Here is a 12912-nt window from a genome sequence, read left to right as displayed (position 1 = left end):
TAAATAAAATACAAAGTAAGCTAAAGTAAAATATCATGATAAAACGCACCATACAACCTTTTAAACTTTTGTTTATCATGCAAGGCTCGTATTTTAAACGTTTAATAATTCCAGAGCTTGTATTATTTGTTTTTTCATTTATTATTTATTATTACCAAACTCACATTGCAAAAATTCCAATACCAATTACGCCAACTGTGTTTGCCTTGCTTGGAATATCACTTGCGATTTTTCATGGGTTTTGTAATAACGCAGCTTATGATAGGTTTTGGGAGGGGCGAAAACTTTGGGGTGCACTCGTTTGGCAAACGCGCAACGTTACGCGTCAGGTTTTGACATTACAAAACATTGACATGCACGAAAAACAACGCTTTACCCGGTTGGTGATCGCTTTTACGCACAGTTTGCGTCATCAGTTGCGTGATGAAGATAATACAGACAGTTTAATAAGAATTTTAAACAAAGATGAACAAAATCAGTTTGTTGGACAAAGTTTTGCTGCCTTAAGACTTACGCAAGCAATGGGCGAGCAACTTGGGCGGTGGCTTAATCAAGACAAAATCAACGCGTTACAATGGCAAAATATTGACAACAGTATCGGCGAACTTGCCCATATTCAAGCAGGTTGTGAGCGGATTTATAACACGCCTGTACCATTTTCGTATTTTGTGTTGTTGCATCGCACGGTGTATTTGTATTGTTTTATGTTGCCTTTTGGACTTGGCAATGTGATAGGTTGGGTTACGCCGTTTGTGGTGGCATTTGTTGGTTATACGTTTATGGCGTTAAATGAAATTGTAGATGAAATTAGTCAGCCATTTGGTGTTTTGGACAATCATTTGCCACTGTGTATGATGTGTGATACCATAGAAACGCAGTTGGCACAGCTAAGCGAACAAGTATTTGAAAAAGACAACACACGCAAAGTTTTGCCAAAACATGTCATCTTATAAACACAGACATCTTTAAGGAATATTATGTCAAACCAACACGAATCTTTAATCCAATCTGTCCAATCATCACAAAACAATCCAAAAGTTGGCATCATCATGGGCAGCCAGTCTGATTGGGAAACCATGCAACAAGCCGCCCAAGTGTTGACTGATTTTGGCGTAGCGTTCGAATGTGAAGTTGTCTCCGCTCATCGCACGCCTGATCGTTTGTTTGAATATGCAAAATCCGCCAAAGCACGCGGATTGTGCGTTATTATTGCAGGGGCGGGGGGTGCAGCCCATTTACCGGGAATGTGTGCATCGCAAACCGATTTGCCAGTACTGGGCGTACCTGTTAAATCATCTGTGCTTAGTGGGTGGGATAGTTTATTATCCATTGTTCAAATGCCAAAAGGCGTTGCTGTTGGTACGCTTGCAATTGGATCGGCAGGGGCGTATAACGCAGGGCTTTTGGCTGTACAAATGCTTGCTATTTATGATGACAAATTAAGCAAAAAGATTAACCAATTTCGCACCAAACAAACCCAAGCGGTTTTGGCAAATCCAATTCCAGGAATTCTAAACTAATTGAAATGCCAAACCAATCTTTATGATAATTTCTTTATGATAATTTGCTTGTTTGCATTTGCTTGTTTACAATGACAGTTGCGTGTTTACAATGACAGCACACCAACTCTACCGCTAACTGCATTGGTAACAGGAATATGACGTGGCATAGCTTTTTCAACGTTTAAGCCCAAAGTTTTTATCAGTTCATCATCGTGATGAGTGGTGGCATTGTCTGTTGTCAAAAGTTTATCCCCATAAAAAAACGAATTTGCCCCCGCCATAAATAACAACGCTTGCTCGGCATCGCTAAGTTGTTCACGCCCTGCTGAAATACGCACATAGCTTGTTGGACAACACAGCCTTGCCACTGCAATTGTGCGTACCCATTCTAATACAGGCAGGCGGGTTTCACCCAATTTTTCTGCAACAGGCGTGCCTTTAATTGGTACAAGCATATTCACAGGAATAGACTTAGGCGGTGTTGGCAAATTGGCAAGTTCAAGCAACAAATCAATGCGATCCTCGCGGCTTTCGCCCATGCCAATAATACCGCCACAACAGACATTAATCCCCGCTCTGCGCACAACCTCAAGCGTGTTTAAACGGTCATCAAAAGTACGCGTACCAATAATTTCACCATAATAATTTCTTGAGGTGTCTAGATTGTGATTGTAATAATCAAGCCCTGCATCAGCAAGCAGTTGTGCTTGGTTTTGTGTGAGCATGCCTAGGGTCATGCAAGTTTCTAACCCCAATGCTTTTACTTCTTTTACCAATTCTAGCACATAGGGCATATCTTTATCGTGCGGATGTCGCCAACCGGCACCCATACAAAAACGGCTGGATCCTTGTGCTTTGGCAAGGCGTGCTTGTTCAACAACCTTTGCAACCGCCAATTTTTTTTCAGGTTGAAGATCGGTATTGTGATGTCCTGATTGTGAACAATAACCACAATCTTCGGGACAATTTCCAGTTTTAATAGACAATAATGTACTGATTTGTATCGTATTTTTTGGAAAATGGCTGCGCAGTGTTTGTTGTGCCAATAACAACAAATCCATAAGTGGCAACTCAAACCACGCTTGAATCTGATCTCGGTTTGGTGGGTTGCTTGGTGGATTGTTTAAGGGTGCTGTGATTGATGGGTTTTTGGTGGCGTTCGGCGACATTTTTATCCCTTATTTTGGCATTTGCATTGGCAAAATTATTTGGCAAAAGCATTATTGTATAAGTAAACATCTGTTAACGCAAGAATATTTTGACATAAAAATTTTGCTAAAATTTTTGCTAAAAATGACTCAACAAAACTTAAAAAATGTTACAATATTGCTATTTTTTAGTTTGATTAATAAAATTTATGAAAAAAAACAGTAACGTCGCTTTGAGTGTTGGTTTGGTTTTGTGTTTGGCAGTTGGTGTAAGTGCGTGTCAAAAGCCGCCCAAATATCAAAATATCGAGGGCAAAACCATGGGGACGAGCTATCATATTAGTTTTGAGATGCCAAAAGATGCCGATGTGGCGAGCATTCAAGCCAGTATTGATAAACGTTTGCTAGAAATTAATCAAAGCATGTCAACTTATGATGACACAGCGACAATCATGGCGTTTAACCGTGCTAAAGTTGGCGAGCAAATTCAAATTGATCCAGATTTTATTCAGGTTTTAACCGATGCCAAACAAATTTATCAAGCGTCAAATGGCGCGTTTGACCCGACGGTAATGCCTTTGGTGAGTTTGTGGGGTTTTGGCAAAGAAATGCGTATTGATCGGTTGCAATCACCACCGACCACAGCTGAGATTGACAACGCCCGCCGTTTGATTGATTTTGACAGTGTGGTATTACAAGGCAACCGGTTAAGTAAAAACAAAGCAGAAGTGGCCTTGGATTTTTCTGCAATTGCCAAAGGCTATGGTGTAGACGTGGTTGCTGATGTGTTAAAATCAGATTATAAAATCAATAATTATATGGTGGAGATTGGTGGCGAGGTGGCAACTTTTGGCAAAAACGCCAAAGGGCAAGCGTGGCAACTTGGCATTGATGAACCTGTGATTAACAGCAGCGTCAGTAACCGCAATACAATTGCAATTATTCGTGAATCAAAACTGGGTAAAATTAACCTTGCGACATCTGGCAATTACCGCAATTCACTGGTATACGATGGGGTTCGTTATAGCCACACCATTGATCCAAAAACAGGAAGCCCTGTGGTAAATGGTGCATCATCGGTAACGGTTGTGCATGATACGACGGCACTGGCAGATGCTTGGGCGACAGCACTTACCGCCATGCCTTATGACAAAGCGTTAAAAACCGCCCAGGACAACAATTTGGCCGTGTTGTTTATTGTGCATAAATTTAACATACATAAAAATATGGACGCACACAGCGAAAATCAGCAAGCAGATTGGCAAATTGTAGAAACCCAAAAAATGAAAGCACTGCGAGAGGGCAATTAATTGGATTAAATTTAACACAACTTGGATTAAAAATTTTTATCAAGCGTAGGTTTGTGGTATGATAAATAAAAATGTTGTCAAAAAAAATGCAATGAAACCAACAACCGCCCAAAAAATTGCTGTTATTTTGGTTAATTTAGGTACACCAGATGAACCAACCGTAACTGCTGTTCGTCAATATTTGCGCCAATTTTTATCCGATGGGCGTGTGATTGAAATACCAAAACTGCTTTGGCAAATTATTCTTAATTTGTTTGTGTTAACCACGCGGCCAAAAAAAGTCGCCCACGCTTATAAAAGTATATGGGATAGCGACTCACCGTTGCGCAAAATTGCTTTTGAACAGGCAGATGCTCTACAGCAGCGTTTTGACAACCGCGATAACCACGATAATCATGACAACCACGATTTGTTAGAAAAACTTGATGTTCAAGTGTGCGTTGCAATGACATACGGTAATCCAAGTTTACAAGACTTATTAACAAAACTTAACCAACAACAGGTAGAAAATACCGTTATTTTGCCCTTATATCCACAATATTCAGCAACCACAACGGCGGCTGTGTTTGATGTGGTGGCAAAATGGGGCTTGTCGCAAAGAGACTTGCCTGCGATAAGTTTTATTAAAGATTATTTTGACAATCCATTATATATCAAAGCCTTGGCCGAAAAAATTCGTGATTTTCAAGCCTTGCACGGTAAGCCTGAAAAATTGTTGATGAGTTTTCACGGCATTCCAAAACCGTATGAAGACAAAGGCGATCCGTATGCCAAACGCTGTCGCTATACCGCTTCTCAATTGGCAAAAGCACTAAAGTTGGCTGATGATGAATGGTTGTGCAGTTTTCAGTCGCGTTTTGGCAAACAAGAATGGGTAAAGCCTTATACAGATGCAATATTGACCGATTGGGGCAGGCAAGGGGTAAAATCAGTGCATGTGATTAGCCCTGCGTTTTCAGCAGATTGTTTGGAAACGTTGGAGGAGCTTGCGGTGGAAAATCGTGATATTTTTCAGTCAAATGGTGGCGGTGAATATCGCTATATTCCTGCATTAAACGCTGATAAATTGCACATAGATTTGATATACAGTATCGTGTTGCCACATGTTTTAGCCCATGCAAAGTTTTAGCCCATGCAAACAGGAATGAATAATGAATATAGATCACAAACTTGCTGAAAAATGGATAAAACCAAACGCCAAAGTCTTAGATTTAGGCTGTGGCGACGGCTCGCTATTGTCACATTTACAACAGCATTTAAACGTGTTTGGCTATGGCATTGAACTTGATCAGGACAATATTAACCGCTGTATTGCTCGTGGCGTAAATGTCATTGAACAGGATTTAAATGATGGTTTGTCGCGTTTTGATGACAACAGTTTTGATGTGGTGGTTATGGCACGTGCGTTGCAAGCGGTAAAAAACCCCAAAGATTTGTTAAATGACATGTTACGCGTTGCCAAACTTGGTATTGTTACTTTTCCAAATTTTGCCTATTGGCAAAACCGCGTATACTTAGGCATTAAGGGCATTATGCCAATGAGTGAAACCATTCCTTATATGTGGTATGACACGCCAAACATTCATTTATGCACCTTTAAAGACTTTGAAAAACTCTGTCATGACAATGACATTACCATTTTGGAGACCGTGGCTTTGTCTGATTCGCCCATGTCAAATCAGATGTTGGATAAATTGCCAAAATTTGTACCAAATTCGCTAAAAGACAAATTCATCAAACCCAAAATTGACAAAGCAATCAAATCTGCCCCAAATTTACTTGCAGATGTGGCTGTGTATCGAGTGGCAAAAGTCTGATTTTTGATAATATTGTAACAAAATATTGTAACAAAGCGTTGCTATACCACCGTTTATCAGAAAATGGTTTGAAATTTTTTGTAAAGAATGGTAAGCTAATCGTATCGTTATGTTGTAAAAAAGTTGGCTTCAGGCAACTTTTTAGTCATAACCCAAAAATTCACTGATATTTTTCATTCACTGATGTTTTTCGCTGATATTGATCGGATCGATATGAGCTTATCTAGAGCTTTTTATCTGGAAAATTTGTCTAAATAATCGTCTTAATGGAGTTTTTATGAAAAAGTTTGTTAAAATAGCTTTATTGACAAGCGTGCTTGGTTTTTCAGGCATTGCTGGGGCAGAATTGATCGCCAATGTACCGCTAGATGTTTCGCGTTTTGAGGTGATGTCGATAAAAGATTTAACCGCACAGGCAAAAGCAGGCAACCAACAAGCCCAGTTTTTTTTGGCAAAACGCTATCAAAAAGGCATCGGCATTCAACAAAACTTTTCTCAAGCTCTCCAATGGTATACCACCGCGGCCAAACAAGACATCGCACCTGCCCAGTTAAACTTGGCAATGATGTATATTCGTGGCGAGGGTGTTAAACCAAACGCACAACAAGCTCGTTATTGGCTAGAAAAGGCTGCAAAACTTGGTGATAATCGTGCCAGTTACACGCTTGCTATGTTAGATGAAAAAGACAAAAAACTGGTAGATGCTTATAAATGGTATGATTTGGCATCGCGAGATGGCATGTTGTCTGATCAGGTGCGCAGCAAAGCACAAAGCAAAATCGGTCAGTTGGCCTTGAACTTGTCAATACAAGACATCGCAACCGCACGCAGTCGTGCTGACAGTTGGTTTCAGTCAAAATAAAGTTAAAGCAAACTTATTAAAACTTAATTTAAACTTTAAACATGACACTCATATGATATTAATCATATGATACTAAAAAGGTGATATTTTATCACCTTTTTATTTTGGGTAAATTATTTTTGGTAAATGTTAAGATTGGCTTAACTGTTGATCGGTTTAATTGTTGAAAAATTTGGCTTATTGATTGGCTTGTTCTAATTTTTTAGCCGTATCGGCATTGGCTTTATCCACGGCGTTATTGGCTTTGTCAAGCAGGGCTTTTGGTTGATTGCCAATATCGCTGTGGTTGGTTGAACTTGGGTTTTTGGGTTTGGTCGTATCTGATGCGGTATTGGAATTTGTGGATTGGTTTGAACCACAGGCAATTGTCAATACACTGATAAGGCTTAAGAGTAACAACGATTTTTTCATGCGTTTCTCGCTTTTTTAAATTTTATGCAGATTTTGTATGCAGATTTGCTAAATTAATTGTTTAGGGAATTGGTTGTTTAAGGAGCTAATTTCTTAAGGAGTTGGTTGCTTAAGGAATTAGTTGTTGTAAACGCTGATACGCCACGCCATAGCCTTGTTTGGCGGATTGACGTAGCCACATTAAGGCGGTTTCTGGGTTTTTTGTTACGCCGTTGCCTGTTGCGTACATTTGGTATAAGGCGTATTGGGCTTGGGCGTGTCCAAGTTCGCTTGCTTTTTTGTAATGCATAAGGGCTTGCTGTTCATCTTTTAAATTTTGTTGAGTTTGGTATAACCAACCGAGCAAAAAATGGGCATTGCGGTAGTTTTGTTTGGCAGATTTTTGCAAATATGCCACGGATTTTGTCAAATTTGTTTCTACATCTGCCAATCCAAACGCATACGCGATACCCATATTGTACTGGGCTTTGGCAAAATTTTGTTGGGCGGATTGTTCAAATTGTGCGAACGCTTTTTTTAGATCGTGCTGAAGTTTATCCACGCCTTGCTTAAACATCTCTTCGGCGGTTGTCTCGTTTGTCATGCCAATACGTTCAAGGCGTTTTTTGGCAGGTTCATAGTCTTGATTGACTGCTTGTTGATACCAAAAAATTGCTTGGCCAGTGTTTTGGCTTAACCCACCCATGCCTTTTTCATAGGCAATTGCCAAATTGTATTGGGCGACAACATCACCTTGTTCTGCACCTTGGATAAATAAATTAACCGCTTTTTTGGCACTGCGTTCTACGCCAAGCCCTTGCAAATATAGCATGCCTAGACGAACCTTGCCCTCTGATAAATTGTGTTGGCTTGCAACTTGATAGCATTGATATGCTTTGGTGTAGTCTTTAGGTATGCCTGCGCCTTTTTCAAACAATTTGCCAAGATAAAGCAATGCGTAAGCGTGGTTTTGCTTGCTTGCCATCAGCCAGTAGCGTGCTGCTTCGCGGAAGTTTTTTTCCACGCCAAGCCCTTGAGCATAGCACAAACCTAGCTGATATTGGGCTTCAGGATCGCCTTGCTCGGCCAAAGTCTGGTAGTGGGAAAAATCATGCTGAATAGACGTTTGTTCGGTCATTTGTTGTCCAATGCTCTTTTGTCAAAATATTTATTTTATCAAAATATTTGTCAAAAAATCGACTGTTTTATCTATTATAAACAAAATTTTGTTAAAAACATAGCTTATCTTAAATAAACAACCGCATCGCTAAGTTCGTTGCCTGCGATGTCAATTTGTTGATTTTGTGGGTAATTGTGTTCGTGGTATTGGCGAAGCAGTTGTCCTATGTCGTTTAACAACTCCGTTAACCCTACAATGGGTTTGTTGTCTTTGATTTGGGCAAGTGCTTTATCACACAGGGATTGCCACATGTCAGGCAAAATGTATTGGTTTATGCCTCTATCGGCAATAATTTCTAGGCGGTGTTCGCAGACGTTAAGGTAGACAAGCACCCCTGTGTTATCCGCTGTATCCCATACGCCGTATTTGGCAAACACTTGTGTTGCTCTGTCTCGGCTGTTATGCGTGCGTGCAAGGTGAAGTGGCAGCGTGTTTTCTATCACCAAAACCACCTCGCCACGGTGTCCTTGTTCTGCTTGACTTACGGCGTGGCTAAGTTTGGTTTGGGCTTGTTGGTTTAACCAACGATTATGAATGCAAGGGATAAATAAAATCTGTCGCCACCAACGTTTTAGGCTGGGTTTTGTGATGTGTGGGCGTGGGCTATTTTGCATGGCTTTACTTTATAATCAATGTTTTGCTTAAAAGGCTTTATAACAAAAAGCTATGATACCGATTTTGTGGCAAAAATAGGGTTGTTTTTTTGTTAATGCACAGCTTTGGTTTTCAGTGGTTTTCAATCATGATTTTTATTATAAATAATAATTCTCATTATCAATACATTACTTCCTTAGTATTATTTGCCTAGCCGTCAAGTCAATACCATTGTTGTGGTGCATTGGTTAAAGTGGGATTATGAAATTTTGTCTGATTGATTGGCAAAACTGATTGGCAAAACCATCGTTAAATTAGCCAAAAACCATTAGCCAACGCCCTAAGGGGGAAATTATGAGTCATCTGCTGGACCAACTTAAATTTTTTACCAAAAAAACCGCCGAATTTGCCGATGGGCATGGTGAAGTGCGTGATGAAAACCGTGAATGGGAAAACACCTATCGTGCCAGATGGCAGTTTGATAAAATCGTTCGTTCAACCCACGGCGTAAACTGTACCGGTTCTTGTTCGTGGAAAATTTATGTCAAAAACGGCCTTGTTACCTGGGAGACGCAACAAACAGACTATCCGCGCACGCGTCCTGATTTGCCAAATCACGAACCGCGCGGTTGTCCCAGAGGGGCATCGTACAGTTGGTATATGTATTCAGCCAACCGTGTCAAATATCCAAAAGTGCGTAAACCACTGCTTAAACTTTGGCGAGAAGCAAAAACCAAGCACGCAGATCCTGTAGATGCGTGGGGGAGCATTGTTTGTGATCCTGCCAAAACCGAGCAATATAAATCCAAGCGTGGTATGGGCGGTTTTGTGCGTTCAAGTTGGCATGAAGTTACCGAGATCATTGCTGCTGCTAATATTTATACCGCTAAGACTTTTGGGCCTGATCGCATTGTTGGTTTTTCACCGATTCCTGCAATGAGTATGATTAGCTATGCTGCAGGTAGCAGGTATTTGTCGCTGATTGGCGGAGTGTGTTTGTCGTTTTATGATTGGTATTGTGATTTGCCACCTGCCAGTCCGATGACTTGGGGAGAGCAGACCGATGTGCCTGAAGCGGCTGATTGGTATAATTCTGATTATATCATTGCATGGGGTTCTAACGTTCCACAAACGCGTACTCCAGATGCTCACTTTTTTACCGAGGTGCGTTATAAAGGCACAAAGACTGTCGCGATAACCCCTGATTATGCTGAAATTGCCAAATTGTGCGATTTGTGGCTAAATCCAAAACAAGGCACAGACGCAGCTTTAGCCCAGGCATTTTGTCATGTGATTATGAAAGAGTTTTATCTAAAACAGCCCAGTGATTATTTTATTGATTATGCCAAGCGTTATACGGATTTGCCAATGCTTGTGATGATTGAGGGCGAGGGTATGACGGCTCGTGCTGGGCGGTTTTTGCGGGCATCTGATTTGATTGACAATTTGGGGCAGGATAATAATCCTAAGTGGAAAACCATAGCACTTAATCACAATGGTGAGTTGGTTTCTCCGATAGGTTCCATTGGTTATCGTTGGGGTGAAAAAGGGCGTTGGAATTTAGAAAATAAAGAAGGTTTGCACAATCTGGAAGTGGATTTGGTGTTGTCTCAAAAAGGATCAGGCGAGGTTGTGCAAGTTGGGCTTGATTATTTTGGAGGCGGTGAACACCCTTATTTTACCTCGGCTAAAGGTGATGACATTCAGTACAAAATCTTACCTTGTCGCACCATTCATTTGGCAAATGGTAAAACCGCCAAAGTGGTAACCGTGTTTGATTTGATGCTTGCCAATTTAGGCGTTGCCAATGGTGTTGGTGGCATGGGCGTAACTGACGATTATAATGATGAAAGTGTGGCAGGTACGCCTGCTTGGCAAGAAGCCATAACCGGAGTTAGCCGCGAAAAAGTCATTCAAATTGCCCGCGAATTTGCTGATAATGCCCATAAAACTCACGGCAAATCAATGGTTATTATTGGGGCGGGTATGAACCATTGGTATCATATGGATATGAATTACCGTGGGGTGATTAACATGCTGATGTTGTGCGGTTGTATTGGACAGACAGGCGGCGGTTGGGCGCATTATGTGGGACAAGAAAAACTTAGGCCACAGACAGGTTGGGCGCCACTTGCTTTTGCTCTTGATTGGCATAGACCGCCGCGTCATATGAACGGCACCAGTTTTTTTTACAATCATTCTAGTCAATGGCGACATGAAAAAGTCTCAGCCCACGAGATTTTATCACCTCATGCCAATAAAGCACAATTTCCAGAGCATATGTTGGATTATAATGTGCGTGCCGAACGTGCAGGGTGGTTGCCATCCGCACCACAGCTAAACCAAAACCCACTACATATTGGCAAACAAGCCAAGGCCTTAGGCGATGTTGAAAAATATGTGCTTGACAATTTACAAAACAATCAGATCCGTTTTGCTTGTGAAAGTCCTGATGATCCTGTCAATTTTCCGAGAAATTTGTTCATTTGGCGATCAAATCTTTTGGGTTCATCGGGCAAAGGGCATGAATACATGCTGAAATATTTGCTTGGTACGAAAGACGGTATTTTAGGTGATGAAACGGTACACGATGGGATTCGTCCTAATGAAGTTGATTGGATAGAAAATGCCCCGACAGGCAAACTTGATCTTGTAACAACGCTTGATTTTAGAATGTCATCTACTTGTTTGTACTCGGATATTGTTTTGCCAACAGCAACTTGGTATGAAAAAGATGACATGAACACCTCGGATATGCATCCGTTTATCCACCCATTGACTGCCGCAACCGATCCTGCGTGGGAATCAAAAACCGATTGGGAAATTTATAAACTCATTGCCAAAAAATTTTCAGAACTAACCGATGGGCATTTGGGGGTAGAAACCGACATTGTTACGCTCCCTATGCAACACGATACGCCCGCCGAGCTTGCTCAACCTTTTGGTGGTATGGATTGGAAAACAGCAGGTGAAAAACCTGTTGCAGGGATTAATTGTCCGCACATTAAAGTTGTTGAGCGTGATTATCCAAGCACTTATGCCAAATACACATCTTTAGGCCCATTGATGGATAAACTTGGCAACGGATCAAAAGGCATTACATGGGATACAAAAGAAGAAGTAGATCATTTGGCGGATTTAAACTACACGGTAACAGAAAATAATGTTGCCTACGGTAGACCGCGCATTGATACCGCTATCGATGCAGCCGAGACGATTTTAATGCTGGCTCCTGAAACCAACGGCCATGTGGCAGTCAAGGCATGGGCGGATTTGTCAAAAAACACAGGGCGCGATCACACGCATCTTGCCAAATCATCTGAACATGAAAAAATCCGCTTTCGTGATATTGTTGCCCAGCCACGCAAAATTATCTCCAGTCCAACGTGGTCTGGCCTTGAATCTGAAAAAGTAAGCTATAACGCAGGCTATACCAATGTGCATGAATTGATCCCATGGCGTACGATCACAGGGCGTCAGCAGTTTTATCAAGATCACCCTTGGATGCAGGCATTTGGTGAACAGTTACAGCAGTATCGACCGCCAATTGACACACGCACCACACAAGCTCTAAAACGCTATAAATCTAATGGCAACAAAGAAGTGGTTTTAAACTTTTTAACCCCACACCAAAAATGGGGCATTCACTCAACCTATTCGGAAAACTTACTGATGTTGACACTATCACGCGGTGGCCCAATTGTGTGGATAAGTGAGATTGACGCCCAAAAAGCAGGAATTGTTGATAATGACTGGATTGAGGTGTTTAATCACAATGGGGCAATTACCGCTCGTGCTGTTGTTTCTCAACGTGTCAAAGAGGGCATGACCATGATGTATCACGCCCAAGAAAAACTGGTAAATATCCCAGGATCTGAAAATTCAGGCACGCGTGGCGGTATTCATAACTCGGTTACCAGAGCGATTTTAAAACCAACGCACATGATTGGCGGTTATGCTCACCAATCATACGGTTTTAACTATTATGGTACAGTTGGTTGCAACCGCGATGAATTTGTTGTGGTGCGTAAAATGGCAAAGATAGACTGGCTTGAGGGCAAGCCTGATGACAGTTTACCGCGTCCATTGCCTACTACTTTAGAATAAAC

Annotated in this window: 11 protein-coding genes; 7 read left to right on the top strand and 4 right to left on the bottom strand. The window is 41.3% G+C overall.

Annotation, left to right across the window (positions count from 1 at the left end; genetic code table 11):
• The first annotated feature begins 35 nt into the window (after positions 1-35).
• Positions 36-953, top strand: a complete 918-nt coding sequence (locus MOMA_RS01465) for a bestrophin family protein (protein ID WP_009501433.1) — start codon at positions 36-38, stop codon at positions 951-953.
• Between the two features lie 24 nt (positions 954-977).
• Positions 978-1520, top strand: a complete 543-nt coding sequence (gene purE / locus MOMA_RS01460; protein ID WP_009501432.1) for a 5-(carboxyamino)imidazole ribonucleotide mutase — start codon at positions 978-980, stop codon at positions 1518-1520.
• Positions 1521-1606: 86 nt separating this feature from the next.
• Here purE and bioB read toward each other — a convergent pair whose 3' ends face one another.
• Positions 1607-2671 (bottom strand): biotin synthase BioB, encoded by a 1065-nt coding sequence (gene bioB / locus MOMA_RS01455; RefSeq protein WP_083874825.1) that lies wholly within the window; start codon positions 2669-2671, stop codon positions 1607-1609.
• 188 nt (positions 2672-2859) lie between these two features.
• Between bioB and MOMA_RS01450 the strand changes: the two genes are divergently transcribed.
• The 4 genes from MOMA_RS01450 (at position 2860) to MOMA_RS01435 (ending at position 6639) form a co-directional block, all read left to right on the top strand.
• Entirely contained in the window at positions 2860-3960 is a 1101-nt protein-coding gene (locus tag MOMA_RS01450; protein WP_009501429.1) for an FAD:protein FMN transferase, read from the top strand.
• A 91-nt stretch (positions 3961-4051) separates the two neighbouring features.
• Positions 4052-5089 carry a ferrochelatase gene (hemH, locus tag MOMA_RS01445; RefSeq protein ID WP_040624927.1) on the top strand — a complete coding sequence of 346 codons (1038 nt, stop codon included), beginning with the start codon at positions 4052-4054 and terminating at the stop codon, positions 5087-5089.
• A gap of 22 nt (positions 5090-5111) precedes the next feature.
• Positions 5112-5777, top strand: a complete 666-nt coding sequence (gene metW / locus MOMA_RS01440; protein WP_009501427.1) for a methionine biosynthesis protein MetW — start codon at positions 5112-5114, stop codon at positions 5775-5777.
• A 277-nt stretch (positions 5778-6054) separates the two neighbouring features.
• On the top strand, positions 6055-6639 hold the full coding sequence (locus MOMA_RS01435) for a tetratricopeptide repeat protein (protein ID WP_009501426.1): 585 nt from the start codon (positions 6055-6057) through the stop codon (positions 6637-6639).
• Between the two features lie 177 nt (positions 6640-6816).
• Here MOMA_RS01435 and MOMA_RS01430 read toward each other — a convergent pair whose 3' ends face one another.
• From MOMA_RS01430 to MOMA_RS01420, 3 genes are all read right to left on the bottom strand, one after another.
• On the bottom strand, positions 6817-7050 hold the full coding sequence (locus tag MOMA_RS01430; protein WP_009501425.1) for a hypothetical protein: 234 nt from the start codon (positions 7048-7050) through the stop codon (positions 6817-6819).
• Between the two features lie 109 nt (positions 7051-7159).
• Positions 7160-8167, bottom strand: coding sequence for a tetratricopeptide repeat protein (locus MOMA_RS01425; protein ID WP_009501424.1), 1008 nt, complete (start codon positions 8165-8167; stop codon positions 7160-7162).
• A 104-nt stretch (positions 8168-8271) separates the two neighbouring features.
• Entirely contained in the window at positions 8272-8823 is a 552-nt protein-coding gene (locus MOMA_RS01420; RefSeq protein WP_009501423.1) for a TPM domain-containing protein, read from the bottom strand.
• Positions 8824-9157: 334 nt separating this feature from the next.
• On the opposite strand from MOMA_RS01420, the gene MOMA_RS01415 reads away from it, so the two are divergent.
• Entirely contained in the window at positions 9158-12910 is a 3753-nt protein-coding gene (locus MOMA_RS01415) for a nitrate reductase subunit alpha (RefSeq protein WP_009501422.1), read from the top strand.
• The last annotated feature ends 2 nt before the right edge of the window (positions 12911-12912 follow it).

This window comes from Moraxella macacae 0408225 (assembly GCF_000320365.1).
In the GTDB taxonomy this organism is placed as follows: domain Bacteria; phylum Pseudomonadota; class Gammaproteobacteria; order Pseudomonadales; family Moraxellaceae; genus Faucicola; species Faucicola macacae.
This window is presented reverse-complemented; position numbering and strand designations above follow the sequence as displayed.